Source organism: Rhodococcus baikonurensis, from assembly GCF_040489275.1.
Classification (GTDB): Bacteria; Actinomycetota; Actinomycetes; order Mycobacteriales; family Mycobacteriaceae; genus Rhodococcus_F; species Rhodococcus_F baikonurensis.
The window spans coordinates 91,071-105,997 of record NZ_JBEUOQ010000001.1; the positions used below are offsets into that span (position 1 = coordinate 91,071).

At 64.9% G+C, this 14,927-nt stretch carries 14 protein-coding genes; 5 read left to right on the plus strand and 9 right to left on the minus strand.

Going from position 1 to position 14,927, the window contains the following annotated elements:
• The first annotated feature begins 61 nt into the window (after positions 1-61).
• The 4 genes from ygfZ to ABWI03_RS00475 all read left to right on the plus strand — a co-directional run bounded on the left by ygfZ (position 62) and on the right by ABWI03_RS00475 (position 3,204).
• Positions 62-1,183, plus strand: a complete 1,122-nt coding sequence (ygfZ, locus tag ABWI03_RS00460; protein ID WP_298777255.1) for a CAF17-like 4Fe-4S cluster assembly/insertion protein YgfZ — start codon at positions 62-64, stop codon at positions 1,181-1,183.
• On the plus strand, positions 1,180-1,848 hold the full coding sequence (locus ABWI03_RS00465; RefSeq protein ID WP_095968670.1) for an MOSC domain-containing protein: 669 nt from the start codon (positions 1,180-1,182) through the stop codon (positions 1,846-1,848). Before ygfZ ends, ABWI03_RS00465 begins: the two co-directional genes overlap by 4 nt.
• The gene (locus tag ABWI03_RS00470) at positions 1,845-2,798 is read left to right on the plus strand and encodes an asparaginase (RefSeq protein ID WP_298777254.1); all 954 of its coding nucleotides are present in this window, start codon (positions 1,845-1,847) and stop codon (positions 2,796-2,798) included. The genes ABWI03_RS00465 and ABWI03_RS00470 overlap by 4 nt, the downstream gene beginning before the upstream one ends.
• 202 nt (positions 2,799-3,000) lie before the next feature.
• Entirely contained in the window at positions 3,001-3,204 is a 204-nt protein-coding gene (locus ABWI03_RS00475) for a DUF3073 domain-containing protein (RefSeq protein WP_003940337.1), read from the plus strand.
• A gap of 174 nt (positions 3,205-3,378) precedes the next feature.
• Here the strand turns inward: ABWI03_RS00475 and purM are convergent, their stop codons facing one another.
• The 9 genes from purM to purL all read right to left on the minus strand — a co-directional run bounded on the left by purM (position 3,379) and on the right by purL (position 13,691).
• Positions 3,379-4,458, minus strand: coding sequence for a phosphoribosylformylglycinamidine cyclo-ligase (gene purM, locus ABWI03_RS00480; RefSeq protein WP_003940225.1), 1,080 nt, complete (start codon positions 4,456-4,458; stop codon positions 3,379-3,381).
• A 207-nt stretch (positions 4,459-4,665) separates the two neighbouring features.
• Entirely contained in the window at positions 4,666-5,412 is a 747-nt protein-coding gene (locus ABWI03_RS00485) for an AIM24 family protein (RefSeq protein WP_298777253.1), read from the minus strand.
• Between the two features lie 13 nt (positions 5,413-5,425).
• The gene (locus ABWI03_RS00490) at positions 5,426-6,103 is read right to left on the minus strand and encodes an AIM24 family protein (RefSeq protein ID WP_003939918.1); all 678 of its coding nucleotides are present in this window, start codon (positions 6,101-6,103) and stop codon (positions 5,426-5,428) included.
• A 3-nt stretch (positions 6,104-6,106) separates the two neighbouring features.
• Positions 6,107-6,715, minus strand: a complete 609-nt coding sequence (locus tag ABWI03_RS00495) for an AIM24 family protein (protein ID WP_003940441.1) — start codon at positions 6,713-6,715, stop codon at positions 6,107-6,109.
• A 152-nt stretch (positions 6,716-6,867) separates the two neighbouring features.
• A complete protein-coding gene (gene purF / locus ABWI03_RS00500) occupies positions 6,868-8,445 on the minus strand; it encodes an amidophosphoribosyltransferase (RefSeq protein ID WP_003940541.1) in 1,578 nt (525 codons plus the stop codon).
• 124 nt (positions 8,446-8,569) lie between these two features.
• Complete coding sequence (locus ABWI03_RS00505) at positions 8,570-8,962, minus strand: sterol carrier family protein (RefSeq protein WP_124567691.1); 393 nt, start codon at positions 8,960-8,962, stop codon at positions 8,570-8,572.
• Complete coding sequence (locus tag ABWI03_RS00510) at positions 8,962-9,618, minus strand: CPBP family intramembrane glutamic endopeptidase (protein ID WP_298777252.1); 657 nt, start codon at positions 9,616-9,618, stop codon at positions 8,962-8,964. Before ABWI03_RS00510 ends, ABWI03_RS00505 begins: the two co-directional genes overlap by 1 nt.
• Positions 9,615-11,399 (minus strand): alpha/beta hydrolase, encoded by a 1,785-nt coding sequence (locus ABWI03_RS00515; protein ID WP_124567693.1) that lies wholly within the window; start codon positions 11,397-11,399, stop codon positions 9,615-9,617. Before ABWI03_RS00515 ends, ABWI03_RS00510 begins: the two co-directional genes overlap by 4 nt.
• Before the next feature lie 3 nt (positions 11,400-11,402).
• Positions 11,403-13,691 (minus strand): phosphoribosylformylglycinamidine synthase subunit PurL, encoded by a 2,289-nt coding sequence (purL, locus tag ABWI03_RS00520; RefSeq protein WP_124567694.1) that lies wholly within the window; start codon positions 13,689-13,691, stop codon positions 11,403-11,405.
• A gap of 250 nt (positions 13,692-13,941) precedes the next feature.
• Between purL and ABWI03_RS00525 the strand changes: the two genes are divergently transcribed.
• The gene (locus tag ABWI03_RS00525) at positions 13,942-14,919 is read left to right on the plus strand and encodes a Dyp-type peroxidase (protein ID WP_298777251.1); all 978 of its coding nucleotides are present in this window, start codon (positions 13,942-13,944) and stop codon (positions 14,917-14,919) included.
• The last annotated feature ends 8 nt before the right edge of the window (positions 14,920-14,927 follow it).

The following is a 14,927-nucleotide window of genomic DNA, read 5'->3' on the forward strand; positions in this document are numbered from 1 at the left end:
CCGCCAAGCCGCCGGGGCCGCCCTGTAACCGCGATCCCGCCCACACTCCTAGACTGGTCTTGTGGTCGACAACGCTCTTGTGCCCAACAGCCCACTTCTGACTTCCCCCGGCGCGGTCACCGCACCGGACGGTTCGGCCGACATCGGTGTCGCATGGCACTACGGCGATCCCCTCGGTGAACAGCGAACCGCGCAGCGCGCAGCAGTGGTGGTCGACCGCAGTCACAGATTCGTGATCGCCATCCCCGGCGACGAACGCCTCACGTGGCTGCACACGATCTCCAGTCAGCACATCGCCGCGCTCCCCGACGGCAAGAGCGCCGAAAACCTGAGCCTGGACGTCAACGGACGCGTCGAGCACCACTTCGTGCAGACGGACCTGGCCGGCGTCACCTGGATCGACACCGAGGCCGACCGCGGACCTGACCTTCTCTCCTTCTTGAAGAAGATGGTGTTCTGGTCCAAAGCCGAGCCTCGAGACGGCAACGAGCTTGCGGTCCTGAGCCTGATCGGTCCCGAATCCCCGGCGGTCCTCTCCTCGATCGGCGTGCAGACACCAACCGATGCCTACGACGCCCTCGCGCTGGCCGACGGCGGGTTCGTCCGCCGCATGCCGTGGCCGACCGAGGACTCGTTCGATCTGCTCGTCCCACGTGAGCAATTGTCAGCGTGGTGGACCAAGCTGACCGATGCCGGCGCCAAGCCCGCCGGAAGTTGGGCCTTCGAGGCACTGCGCGTCGAAGCGACGAGGCCTCGCCTCGGACTGGACACCGACGAACGCACGATCCCGCACGAGGTCCACTGGATCGGTGGTCCGGCCGAGCACGGCGCCGTCCACCTCGACAAGGGCTGCTACCGCGGTCAGGAAACAGTCGCCCGGGTTCACAATCTCGGCAAGCCCCCGCGCCACCTCGTCATGCTGCACCTCGACGGGAGCGCCGAAGCGATCCCGGAACCGGGTGACCCGATCACCGCGGGTGGACGGGCCGTCGGACGCGTCGGGACCGTCGTCAATCATCACGAACTCGGCCCCATCGCACTCGCTCTGATCAAGCGCAACATCCCGGTCGACACCGAACTCATGGCCGGCCCCAGCGCCGCGTCCATCGATCCGGATTCGATCGTCGCGGACGACGCACCCCAGGCCGGACGTGAGGCTGTCAACCGATTGCGCGGCAAGTGACGGGCATCGTCGACGCGGTCTGCGTCGTCCACACCGAACGTGACAGTGGAGTCAGGCGAGTCCCACGGACCGCGATCGACAAGCGCCCCGTCGACGGCCGTGTCGCGGTAGGACGACTCGGACTCGGCGGCGACTACGTCTGCGACACCGAGTTCCACGGCGGCGCGTTCCAAGCCGTCTACGCGTATCAGCGCGACGAAGCGCAGCGTTGGTCGGACGAGTTGGGCCGACCGCTCGGCCCCGGATGGTTCGGCGAGAATCTCCACATCAGCGGCATGCTCGTCACGGACGCCGTGATCGGCGAGCGCTGGCACATCACCGGAGCCGAGGCGTCGGACGTTCTCGAACTCGAAGTAACCGCTCCCCGCGTCCCGTGCGGCACGTTCGGCATCTGGGCCGCGGAAAAGGGCTGGGTCAAGAGATTCACCGAACGGACCGACGTGGGCGCTTACCTTCGCGTCAACCGGACCGGCACGATCGCCGCGGGCGACTCGGTGACCCGAGTCCACGTCCCGGAGCACGGGGTGACGGTTCGAGAGGTCTTCGCCGGAACCGACCCCGAGCGACTTCGACGGCTCCTCGCAGAACACACCGATCTTGCACCGAACGTCACCGCGCGCGTCCAGAGGTTCATCGAACAAGCAGAAGCGCAGGTGCACTCGTGAGTATCGAATTGGTGGAAGTGGTCCGCTCCGGATTCCGCGAATGCGTGCATCGCGGATCGGCCGTCATTCTCGGCGCCGACGGCGAGGTCGTCGTCGGACTCGGGGAAATTCACACACCCATCTACCCGCGCTCGGCGAACAAGCCGCTGCAAGCCGTCGCAGCGCTCCGTAACGGCTTTGCACCCACCAGTCCGGAAGAGTTGGCCGTCGCGTCGTCCTCACACGCGGGCGAGGCCGATCACATCGAACTGGTCGCCGCGCTTCTCGCTCGCTACCAACTCGGTGTCGACCAGTTGCAGTGCCCCTCAGATCTGCCGGGCAACGAACTGGCCCGAGCCGAACTGATCGCAGCGGGCGAGCTTCCCAGCCCGATCTACATGACCTGCTCGGGCAAGCACTCCGCGATGCTCGCGACGTGCGTCGTGAACGACTGGCCGCTCGAGACGTACATGGAGCCGTCTCATCCCCTTCAGCTCGCGATCCAGGAGACGATCTTCGATCTCAGCGGTGAGGAGGAGCAGGAACTCGGCATCGACGGTTGCGGCCTCCCGATCGTGCCGCTCTCGCTCACGAACCTGGCTCGGGCATTCGGACGCCTGCCCTCGGCTGAGCCGGACTCCCCTGAACGAGCCGTGGCCGACGCGGTCCGCGAGAACCCCTTCCTCGTCTCGGGCACGGGCCGCAACGATCAGCGCCTGATGTCAGCCGTGCCGGGTCTGTTCTCCAAGACCGGATACGACGGCATCTACGCCGGAGCGCTTCCCGACGGTTCCGCTTTCGCCCTCAAGATCGACGACGGCCACGAGCGGGCGCTTCTGCCGTTGGCGGCAGCTCTGCTCAAGCGAATGGACACCGAGTGGACCGAGGAGCTGGCGGCTCTCGCGTCGGCTCCCGTCTTCGGCGGTGACGCCCGAGTGGGGACGATTCGCGCAATTCCGGGAAACTTCTGAGCAGTTCTCACAAAGTTCTGACGAGTTCTTTCAGCATCCTGGCAGCTCGCGGCCATAGTGAGAGCAATCAGACACGGCGGTGAGGCGTTCGTGGAAGCGGAAGCGACTTTTCCACGCTAGAGTGTGTGTCAGGAAACTTACACACTCAAACGGGGCCGCCAAATTCCCCAGGCCGCCCCGCGAAAGCGCGAGGGGGTCAGCCATGGGCCGCGGCCGGGCTAAGGCAAAGCAGACCAAGGTTGCACGCGAATTGAAATACAGCGTACCGACCACGGATTTCGACAGCCTGCAAAGAGAGCTCGCAGGTGGATCGACCAACTCGCATCGGAGCAGTGTCCGATCGGACCAGACTTCCGATAGGGAAGGGCATGCGCGAGAGGACGACTACGACGACTGGCGGCGTTGACCGCGCACTGCCACCGCGCAGACTGTGAAATGAGGAAGAGCTGATCGCTCTTCCTCATTTTTGCGTTCCATTTCCGCCTCACGCCTGCGCTTCGATCGAAACACAGATGGAAACAAAACTGCCCCACCGGATTTCTCCGATGGGGCAGTTGTGGTCTAGAGGTGACGTTGCGGCTTAGAAGCGCGGGTGGTCTCCGGCCAGGAACGCACGCTCTGCAGCGGCGTCCGACGCCTTCTTGACGCTACCGAGCGTCCAGCAGTCGATGTGGCGTGCAGTCAGAACTGCAAGCGCACGGTCGACGTCTTCGGGAGCTACGACGGCCACCATGCCGACGCCCATGTTGAAGGTCTGCTCCATCTCGGCGCGCTCGACGCGTCCGCGTTGCGCGATCATCGCGAAGACCGGAGCGGGGCTCCAGGTTCCGCGATCGAGTTCGGCGACCAAGCCCTTGGGCATGACGCGAGCGAGGTTGTTGGCGAGGCCGCCACCGGTGACGTGGCAGAAGGTGCGCACGTCGGTCTCGGCAGCGAGTGCCAGGCAGTCCTTGGCGTAGATCTTGGTGGGCTCGAGCAGTTCTTCACCGAGTGTGCGGCCGAACTCGTCGACGTGTGCGCTCAGGTTCATCCGGTCGATCTCGAGGAGGACCTTGCGGGCCAGTGAGTAACCGTTGGAGTGCAGTCCCGACGAACCCATGGCGATGACGACGTCGCCGGGGCGAACGCGGTCCGGTCCGAGCAGCTTCTCGGCCTCCACGACGCCGACGCCGGTGGCGGAGAGGTCGTAGTCACCGTCGGCCATGATGCCGGGGTGCTCGGCGGTCTCGCCACCGAGGAGAGCGCAGCCGGCCTGGATGCAGCCCTCGGCGATTCCGCTGACCAATTCCGCGACGCGCTCGGGGATGACCCGGCCGACAGCGATGTAGTCCTGGAGGAACAGCGGCTCAGCGCCACAGACGACGAGGTCGTCGACAACCATGGCGACGAGGTCGAGTCCGACCGTGTCGTGCTTGTCCATCGCCTGAGCGACAGCGAGCTTGGTTCCGACGCCGTCGGTCGATGCGGCGAGCAGCGGCTCCTTGTAGTCACCCTTGAGGGAGAACAAGCCGGCGAAACCACCGAGGCCGCCCATGACCTCGGGGCGGCTGGCCTTCTTGGCCAGAGGGGCGAAGAGTTCCACCGCCCGGTCGCCTGCGGCGATATCGACTCCTGCTGCCGCGTAGGAGGCGCCTGCGGTGCGGTGACTGTCCTCGGTCATCGGGTTACTACTCCAGCCTTGTATTTCTCGCGAGCACGTATTGCTCGTGCACAGGTAAGTGGTCTTGCAATGTGAAGTGTTTGCAATCCTCGTGACGCGAGAGGGACCGTTCGACTCGAGACCCAGAGCGCGCACACAAATACCGACGATTACGCCCATACGCTACCGGACCGGCCCCCTCGGTGAGACCTCGCGTACCCCGAGACGTCAGTTCTGCAGCCGCGCGCCGATCGAGGCGTGCAGTGCGCGCAGACTGTTCTGCCCGAGTGCGACGGTCTCGGATTCGATGTGTTTGAGGAGGTGCCCGTCGTGGACGACCTTCTCGCTCGACTGGATCAGTACCGTCCCGGCTCCGGTGAAATCGAACTGGCGTTCTTCACCGGTGTTCGCGCCGAACATGCTTCCGCGAACCGCGCCCAGGAAGCTCTGCATCCAGTCGGCATCGAAGTGATGGGACGGCGACGGGCAGTCGGCCCAACCCACCAACGCCTGCGGGTCGATGCGCAGCGGCGGCTCCGCGAACATGACCGGGCCGTTGGACGACGCCAGGAACTTCCCCGTCCCCAGCAGCGTCAAAAAGCCTGGGACGATGGACTGTTTGAGGTCCAGGCTCGTCTCGAAGGCGAGGAGATTGGCCGCGCGAATCGTGAGGTTGCCGTCGTCGAGGTCGTAGGAATTGATGTTGAATCCGCGGTCGCCGAGGATCAACTTGCCCTGCCCCTGAGCGAGCACCCAGTCGTCCGCGTAGAACGGCGAAGAGAACCTGGCCGCGACGATCGCCGTCATGCTCGTGCGCCCGAGCGGCTCGAAGTTGATGTTTCCGTAGTACGCGATCATCGCGCCCTTGGACGTGAACCACGGTTGTCCGGCCATCTCGACGCAGAAGGCGTAGTCGTTGCCCGGGACGTTGTCGTTGGCGGGCAGAGTCGCCGGATTGTGAATTTCGATACCCATGCTCTTTGCCCTCTCAGAACTTCTGCTCGGACGCCTGGACCCAGACGGTGCCGGCGCCGGTCATCTTCAGCTGGATGGACTCCCCCGAGCCCTTGCCGACGGCCTCGCGCCAGCCGACGTTCGCGGAGATGTCGACGTTTATCTGACCGATGTGGCACACGTATGCCTGCGGGTCGACGACGACCTGAGGGTTGTTGGGACCGACCTGCAACGGAATCGCACCCCCGTGCGAGAGGACCGCGACGCTTCCCTGTCCGTGCAATTGCGTCGTGAACAGTCCTTGACCGGTCATGGCGCCTCGTACTGCTCCGCGCACACCGCCCTGGGACGTGAGTGCGACTATCGAGCTCTGGAGGTACCCGTCGTGCGCGAGGAGCCGGTCGGCTTCGACCGTGAGCATCGACGAACCGTCGAGGTGGATCACCTCGACGTACAAACCGGCGTGGCCGTAGAAGACTTCACCATTTCCTTCGGCCGCCATCATGCGTGCGTGTTCGCCGGACATCATGCGGCCGGCCATCCCGGCGATACCGCCCATGTTCGGCATGGCGCCCGGCCCACCGCCCATGCTGTGCGGGATGAAGCGGACGTCGCCGGTGTAGTAGAGCATCGACCCGGTGCGGGCGAGCACGTTCTGTCCCGGTGCGAGGGTCGACTTGACGACCTTGCTGTTCACCAATTCCAACGGCATGGTTCAGCGCTCCTCGGGCTGGATGTAGACGACTCCGGATCCGTCGAATCGCAGCGAGAACGCTTCACCGCTGCCACCGCCGATCGCGGAGCGCCAGGTGACGTCGGTGACGAAGCTCTGGTTGAGCTGGCCGCGGTGAGCGACGAAGGCGTCGGGATCGGCAACCAGCGGATACTGCGGGCTGACTTCGAGCGCGATGATCGGTCCGCCCTTCGACAGCACGGCCACCAGACCGGTGCCGCTGACGACCGTCGTGAACAAGCCCTGTCCGGAACCTGCGCCGCGGAGTCCGGCAAATTTCACGTCGGTTCGCAGTTGTCCGACCAGTGCGAGCAACTGCGAGGCTTCGACGTGCAAGGCATCGTTGTTGAGTTCGATGATCGTGATGTCCTGGGCGTCGACCGCGAAGTAGACGGTGCCTTGTCCGCTGACTTCCATCAGGGACAGCGATTCACCTGCCGCCTTCTGTTTCAGCGCGGCACGTAACCCACCGCCACCGCCCATACCGGCGTTCTTGAAGGTGATCGCACCCTCGTACGCCACCATCGAACCGTTGATCGCTTTGATGGTGTCCCCCACCAGGTCTGCGACCAGTACCCGGTGCCCGTCCATTCTCAGTTGCGCCACGGAGGGCACTATGCCAGATGCTCACGACGTACGCCGTGTCGTCGAACGGAAAGTCGTGAACAGAAAATCTGCCGCCCACAAGTTGTGGACGGCAGATTCTCGGCTATCGATTTTCGGCGCTTTGCAGCTTTAGGTGTTCAGGGGCGGCTGAGCGCGCTCGCGTTGTCGTTGTCGCGAGTGGCCGTCGAACCTGCGGTGCTCTCGAGCATCCCCTCGAGGACGTTCTTGCCGATCGAGGTTTCCTTGGGAAGCGCGATCGGGTAGGTCCCGTCGAAGCAGGCGGCGCACAGGCGGCTGGCCGGCTGCTCGGTCGCGGCGATCATGCCTTCGGTGGAGATGTATCCGAGCGTGTCCGCCCCGATGGAACGACGCACACCGTCGAGCATTTCCTCGAACGTCGCATCCTGTCCGCCTGCGCCGTTGGCAATCAATTCGGCCGGCGAGGCGAAGTCGATGCCGTAGAAGCAGGGCCACTTGACCGGCGGCGAGGCGATACGGACGTGAATTTCGAGGGCGCCGGCTTCGCGGAGCATCCGGATGAGCGCACGCTGGGTGTTGCCGCGGACGATCGAATCGTCCACCACCACAAGGCGCTTGCCGCGGATGACTTCCTTGAGCGGGTTGAGCTTGAGCCTGATGCCGAGCTGACGGATCGTCTGCGACGGCTGGATGAAGGTACGGCCGACGTAGGCGTTCTTCATCAAACCCTGGCCGTAGGGGATGCCTGAGCCCTGTGCGTAACCGACGGCGGCGGGGGTGCCGGACTCGGGAACGGGGATGACCAGGTCACCTTCGGCGGGGTGCTCGCTGGCGAGCAGGCGGCCGATCTCGACTCGGGTCGAGTGAACCGAACGGCCACCGATGACGCTGTCGGGACGCGCGAGGTAGACGTACTCGAAGACACAGCCCTTGGGCGTCGGGTTCGCGAAACGCGAGGAGCGGACGCCGTCGGCGTCGATCGCGAGAAGCTCGCCGGGTTCGATGTCGCGGACGAACGATGCACCGACGATGTCGAGGGCTGCAGTCTCGCTGGCGACCACCCAACCGCGGTCGAGCCGGCCCAGGCAGAGCGGGCGGATGCCGTGCGGGTCACGAGCTGCGTACAGCGTGTGCTCGTCCATGAAGGTGAGGCAGAACGCGCCCTCCAACGTGGGCAGCAATTCCATCGCGGCCTGCTCGATGGTGCTGTCGCCGGCAGCGTGTGCCAGGAGACCACCGATGAGGTCGGAGTCGGACGTCGCGGCATTGGGGCGCTTGTCGTTGACCAGGCCGGCTGCACGGGTGCGGCTCGCGAGTTCAGCGGTGTTGACCAGGTTGCCGTTGTGGCCGAGCGCGATTCCGGTACCGGCAGTGGTGGTACGGAAGATGGGCTGCGCGTTCTCCCACGTCGTGGAACCGGTCGTCGAATAACGGCAATGTCCGACGGCGACATGTCCTGGCATCGCTGCGAGGGTCTGCTCGTCGAATACCTGGCTGACCAGGCCGAGATCCTTGAACACCAACACCTGGGAGCCGTCGGCTACCGCAATGCCGGCAGCTTCTTGACCACGGTGCTGAAGTGCGTACAGGCCGTAATAAGTGAGCTTCGCCACATCCTCTCCCGGCGCCCAGACGCCGAATACACCGCATTCTTCGCGGGGCTCGTTCTCGTCCTCGTCGGACGGGTTCGAAGCGAGGAGATTTGGACTGTTGACCGACAGATCGGCACGAGTCACCGGGCGCTCCCTTTGTGGGCAGGGGTTGGGGGGCATCCACAGTCTACGGCCATTTTGGGACCCAGTTCCCCTGAGGGCAGCCTTGGGTCGCAGATCACCCTGAAGCGAACCGGGTGGTCTCTGTTTACTGCGCCAATCGGAGCAGTGGGAGCCAGTGCGCTATTTCGGGGGCGCGGCTACCTGACGCGTCGACTCGTCCGTCACCTGCGGCCTCGGAGAACTCCAGGAGTCCGGTGACCATCTGCAACCAGGTACGAGCGTCCGTCTCGACGACGTTGGGTGGAGTTCCGCGGGTGTGCCGCGGTCCTTCGATGCACTGCACCGCAACAAACGGCGGGACCCGCACCTCGACGCTCGATCCGGGGGCGATCTGCTCGAGAGTGCGCGCACTCATCTTCACTGCGGCGCCGAGTTCACTGCGAGACGGCTTCGGAAGGTCCGGATCTCGAAGCCACGGGCCGACTGCCAGGACGGCGGCACGAAATTCGGCGGGGTCGACGGCGCGGCGGGGCGGCATCAGTTCACTCCCTGTCTGCGAGTAGCGATACGAACGGCCAGTGCGCCACCGGCATTGGTGGCCAGGTGCAGCAGGGCGGGGGCAAGCACGCTGCCGCCTCTGCGATGCAGCCACTCGAACAGCACTGCGGAGGCCCCGGTGAATGCCACTGCAGCGGGAACGTTGTCGCCGGCACCGCGGGCGGGGGCGACGTGCCACAACCCGAAAGTCAGTGCGTGAACAGCCTGCGCGGTCGGTCTGTTCAGTTCGCGGTTCCAGACTGCGGACATCGCGCTACGGAACAACAGTTCCTCGGAAAGGACCGTGCCGAACGGGATGTGCAGGATGATCCATTCGAGGAAGTCTTCGCGGCCGTCGGCTCGCTCGTCGGCAGCGAGAGTCGCACGCAAGGAGGGAACAACCAAAGCGACGCTGTAGCCGATAAGGACCGCCCCGGCCGCGGCTCCGCCGAACTGAGCACCACCACGAATTCCGGTGTGCGCCAGACCGAGTTCCTCACGGGTGTAACCACGTGCGAGTAAGACCCCGATGGCGGACAGACCCGCCGCGGTGTTGACCACTGCGCGAGCGCGGGGCGAAAGACCGAATGCCGGAAGCACGACGTTGCTCCAGGTGATCGCGGCGGCGGAAAGCCCGATCGAAGCGACTCCCCTCACTTCTCGGGGCCCTCGGATTTCACGGCGACGACCAATGCCGACCGAACCCGCTCGGTTTCTGCGGCCGTCCATCCCTCGGGCTGGGCAACGCTGATCCAGGCGTCCAGAACGGAAGTTCCGTAATTGTGACCGTGACCGTCCGGAACTCCCGCGGCGTTACCGAGGTCGGCGGACACCTGCCAGAACGTCACGACCGGGAACCACTTCATCGACGGTGAGCGGTCGAATCCCGGTACTTCCTTGAGCCACTCGGGCCGGTTGAACATGAGGTCGGGCGACCACCACACCACCGGATCGGAAGGGTGCTGGACAAACAGAACCCGCGGCTGCGGCCACGTCATCCCGTCGGCCGGAATGTCTTCGGAGCGATCCGCGAACCGGACTCCGGCCAGACCGTCCGCGTACACGGGCGCCACTTCGGGAGTGCCTGGATCGCGCCTCTTCTCGATCGAACGCCACAACTGCGTCGCGTTCGGCGGACCTACCCACAGAATTCCGTCGGCGGTATCGCGCGCCGCTTGCAGGGTGTCGAAGGCACCGGCGCCGGCCATGACGCCGAGGCTCTCGCCGTAGACCATGAACTTCGGTCTGGTGGCTTCCGGTTCCTGGAGCCATCTTTCGTGTACCCGCTCGATCAACAGGCGACCGGCAGCTTGCGCCTTCTCCTGGTCGGCGAGGAACGAGATCCAACTCGGCAGGTACGAGTACTGGCTGGCGACAAGAGCAGTGTCGCCGCCGTGTACAAGCTCGATTGCCTGTGCCGCAGTGGGATTTACCCACCCCGTACCTGTCGTCGGAATGACCACGAGAACCTTGCGCTGGAAGGCGCCGGTCCTCTCCAGTTCTTTGATGACCAGATCCATGCGTTCTTCGGGATCTTCGGCACTTTCGAGTCCGGCATAGACGCGAATCGGATCCATCGCAGGCTTACCGGTTGCCGCCTCGAGTTCCTGGGCATCCAGTCCACGCGAGACGAAGTTGCGCCCCTCGAACCCCAATGTGTCCCAGGGAGCCGCAGATTCGGGGCTACCCGATTTCATCGGATCCTGCGGTTCGACGACGCCGTCGCGAGTGGTCGAGTTCTGCAGACTGAAGATCGAGTTGGTCGCGGCGTAGATTCCACGGACCAGGACGCCGTCGACCAGCATGAAGAACAGAACAGTGACAACCAGGACGCCGACACCATTGGCGACCGACCGCGACCAGTGGAACCGCCGCATCAACTGTCGGGCAATCAGTTTCACCAGATCGTGAAGGACCCGCCAGATCGAGATGAGCAGGCCGCCGACGAGCAGGCTCAGTCCGAGGGTTCGGATGTAGCCCGAGGTGGTCGTACCTTCGGCGTCGGTCAGCGCCGCGATTTCGCGTTGCCACCCGGCCGCGTAGACCAGCATGATGATCGCCGCGACGATGGATGCGACCGGAACGAAGACCTTGATCGCGGATGGCACCGGCTCGGGCAGGGGCCACCACCGTCGACCGCTGAGCAGGTATCGCTCGACAGCCCAACCGATCGCGGTACCGACGCCGTAACCGATGGCCGAGTTGATGCCGCCGATCAGACCTTGGAACAGCCAATCTCGCGGTAACAGCGAAGGAGTCAACGACCAGCAGAAGAAGAACGCGGCAAACGCGATGCCGGTGAAGTCGAGTTTGAGGAGCCCCCACGCCCACTCGGTGAAGCGGTTGTCGAACTTCTCGAGAGATGCGGGAACAGCCAGCCGCAGGTGGTGTTCCTGCGGCTGGCTGTCAGAAGTAGTCAGTTCTCCGGAATCGACCATCTATCACCCGAACAGTGCGGGCAGCGTTCCCTCGAAGGCCTCACGGAGCTTGGCCATCGTGACGGAGAAGTGTCCCTGGACCTCGACGGAGTCGCTGCCCTCGTCGACGACCCCGATACGCGTCCACGGCAAGCCGCGAGCGGTGCACATACCGGTGAAGCGGGTCTCCTCGGTGCGCGGCACTGCCACGAGGACGCGTCCGGACGATTCCGAGAACAGGGTCACGAACGGATCGGCACCCTCGGGAATCAGGATGCGGCAACCGGTTTCGCCGGCCAGCGCGGCTTCGACGACAGCCTGGGCCAGTCCACCCTCGGAGAGGTCGTGAGCTGCGGTGACCAGTCCGTCACGCGAGGAGGCGAGCAGGATGTCCGCAAGCAGCTGCTCACGAGCGAGGTCGACCTTCGGCGGCACGCCACCGAGATGACCGTGCTCGACCTGCGACCAGATGGAACCGTCGAACTCGTCGTGGGTATCGCCGAGCAGGATCAGCGTCTCGCCGGGCTCGAGTCCGAGGCCCGTCGGGATACGGCGGTGAACGTCGTCGATCACACCGAGGACGGCAACCACCGGCGTCGGCAAGATGGCTGTGGATCCGGTCTGGTTGTAGAAGCTGACGTTGCCGCCGGTGACGGGGATGCCGAGGGTGGCGCAACCGTCGGCGAGGCCGCGAACAGCCTGCTGGAACTGCCACATGACACCCGGGTCCTCGGGCGAACCGAAGTTGAGGCAGTTGGAGACGGCCTTGGGCGTTGCGCCCGTGACTGCCACGTTGCGGAAAGCCTCGGCCAATGCGAGCTGCGCACCGGTGTACGGGTCGAGAGCGGTGTAACGGCCCGAAGCGTCGGTGGACAGTGCGATTCCGCGTCCGGTCTTCTCGTCGATGCGGATGACACCGCCGTCGGCGTTCTCGGCCAGGACGGTGTTACCGCGGACGTAGCGGTCGTACTGCTCGGTGATCCACTTGCGGCTGCACAGGGCAGGCGAGGCGATCATCTTCAGCAGGGTCGCTTCGAGCTCGGCGTCGGTTTCGGGACGCTTCAGTCCGGCGGTCGTGTTCTCGATCAACGCGTCCTGGCTTGCCGGGCGCTCGACGGGACGGTGGTAGACCGGGCCTTCGTGAGCGACGGTGCGCGGGGGAACGTCGACGACGGTCTCGCCGTGCCAGGAGATGGTGAGGTGCTCACCGTCGGTGACCTCGCCGATGTCGGTGGCCAGGACGTCCCACTTCTTGCAGACCTCCATGAACGCATCGACGTTCTCGGGCGTGACCACGGCGCACATGCGCTCCTGTGATTCGCTCGAGAGCACCTCGGCCGGGGTCATGCCGGTGGCGCGCATCGGAACCTTCTCGAGGTTGATGTGCATGCCGCCGTCACCGGCTGCAGCCAGCTCGGAGGTGGCGCAGGACAGCCCGGCGCCGCCGAGGTCCTGGATGCCGACAACGAGGCCGGCCTTGTAGAGGTCGAGACAGCACTCGATGAGCACCTTCTCGGTGAAGGGGTCGCCAACCTGGACGGCAGGGAGCTTCTTACGTCCGCCGGTGTCTCCACCCTCGTCGTCGAAGGTTGCCGACGCGAGGACCGAGACGCCGCCGATGCCGTCGAGACCGGTGCGTGCGCCGAACAGGATGATCTTGTTGCCTGCACCCGAAGCAAAGGCCAGATGCAGATCCTCGACGCGCATGACGCCGGCAGCGAGGGCGTTGACCAGCGGGTTACCGGCATAGGACTCGTCGAAGACCGTCTCGCCGCCGATGTTCGGCAGGCCGAGGGAGTTTCCGTATCCACCGACACCACGCACGACACCGTCGACGACGCGACGGGTATCGGGGGCGTCAGCAGCACCGAATCGAAGCTGATCCATGACGGCGATCGGACGAGCACCCATGGCCATGATGTCGCGGACGATGCCACCGACACCGGTTGCCGCACCCTGGTAGGGCTCGACGTACGACGGGTGGTTGTGGCTCTCGACCTTGAACGTGACTGCCCAGCCGTCGCCGATGTCGACGACGCCGGCGTTCTCACCGATACCGGCCAGCATGTTGGCGCGCATCTCGTCGGTGGTGGTCTTGCCGAAGTATCCGAGGTGGACCTTCGAGGACTTGTACGAGCAGTGCTCGCTCCACATCACCGAGTACATCGCCAGTTCGGCGTCCGTGGGACGGCGGCCCAGGATCTCCTTGATGCGTGCGTATTCGTCGTCCTTGAGACCGAGCTCCTTGAACGGCTGAGCGGCATCGGGATCAGCCGATGCGTGCGTGACGGTATCGACCTGGTGAGCAGACACTGGAGAGTGGTCCCTTCCCTACGGGAGTCAAGAGGCAAGCCGGCGCGGAGCGGGACACCACGAATGTGCCCAACGAAAGAACGTGCCGGGGGACAGTCTATCGGTGTGGGCCGACGACTTCCGCAGACGGCAGCACCCGCGACACGGCCGGGCCTGCGAAGTATCGCCGGTCACACCCGCCCCGGTTTGGGTAATCCGGTCGGTTTTCTTAAGGTCAGGCCGGTTCATTGTTTTCCTCGAAAGGTCTCGCATGCCCCAGGATGTTCGTCAGTCCGACCTCACGGCACAGTCCCAGTCGGTGACCACTCCCCTCACTCCGGCTGCAATTTTCCTGGTCGCGACCGTGAATCCGGGTGGCGAGAACACCACACGAGGACTGCTCGCCGATGTCGCGGGACTGCAACGGGCCGTGGGGCTGCGTGTCCCCGGATCAGGTCTGGACGTCGTGACGAGCATCGGTTCCCTGGCTTGGGATCGACTGTTCGCCGGTCCGCGCCCTGCGCTGCTGCACCCGTTCACCGCTTTGCAGGGTGATGTTCACTCGGCGCCGTCGACTCCCGGTGATCTGCTCTTCCACATCCGCGCGATGAGCATGGACGCGTGTTTCGAGGTGGCTCGGCAGATCACGAAGCGACTGCACGGCGCGGCCACGGTCGTCGACGAGGTTCACGGCTTCCAGTACTTCGAGAACCGCGACCTCATCGGCTTCGTCGACGGCACCGAGAATCCGGTGGGCCGCGACGCCGTCGCCGCGGTGACGGTCGGCGACGAGGATCCCGAGTTCGCCGGCGGCAGCTACGTCCACATCCAGCGCTACATCCACAAGATGCGGGACTGGGAAGCAATCACCGTCGACGAGCAGGAGCGTGTGATCGGACGCAGCAAGCTCGAGGACATCGAGATGACGTCCGACGTGAAGCCGGCCAACTCGCACGTCGCCCTCAACGCGATCAAGGACGAGAACGGCAAGGCTCTCGAGATCCTGCGCGCCAACATGCCGTACGGGCGCCTCGGTGACGACGAGATCGGTACCTTTTTCATCGGCTACTGCCGCACGCCGGCGATCACGGAACGGATGCTCGAGAACATGTTTCTCGGCAACCCTCGCGGCAACTACGACCGACTGCTCGACTTCTCGACGGCCGTGACGGGCTCGATGTTCTTCACACCGAGCGCCGACTTCTTCGAGGATCTACCGGCTGCCCCCACTGGGCTCCCTGCTATCTGACTCCCAGC

Bases quoted from the DNA above. Each gene is read 5' to 3' on its own strand.
- ABWI03_RS00525 (WP_298777251.1), top strand. From the start codon at position 13,942: ATGCCCCAGGATGTTCGTCAGTCCGACCTCACGGCACAGTCCCAGTCG.
- ABWI03_RS00485 (WP_298777253.1), bottom strand. From the start codon at position 5,412: ATGGGTATCGAAATTCACAATCCGGCGACTCTGCCCGCCAACGACAAC.
- ABWI03_RS00490 (WP_003939918.1), bottom strand. From the start codon at position 6,103: ATGCCGTTGGAATTGGTGAACAGCAAGGTCGTCAAGTCGACCCTCGCA.
- ABWI03_RS00475 (WP_003940337.1), top strand. From the start codon at position 3,001: ATGGGCCGCGGCCGGGCTAAGGCAAAGCAGACCAAGGTTGCACGCGAA.
- ABWI03_RS00495 (WP_003940441.1), bottom strand. From the start codon at position 6,715: ATGGACGGGCACCGGGTACTGGTCGCAGACCTGGTGGGGGACACCATC.
- ABWI03_RS00515 (WP_124567693.1), bottom strand. From the start codon at position 11,399: ATGGTCGATTCCGGAGAACTGACTACTTCTGACAGCCAGCCGCAGGAA.
- ABWI03_RS00505 (WP_124567691.1), bottom strand. From the start codon at position 8,962: ATGCCGCCCCGCCGCGCCGTCGACCCCGCCGAATTTCGTGCCGCCGTC.
- purM (WP_003940225.1), bottom strand. From the start codon at position 4,458: ATGACCGAGGACAGTCACCGCACCGCAGGCGCCTCCTACGCGGCAGCA.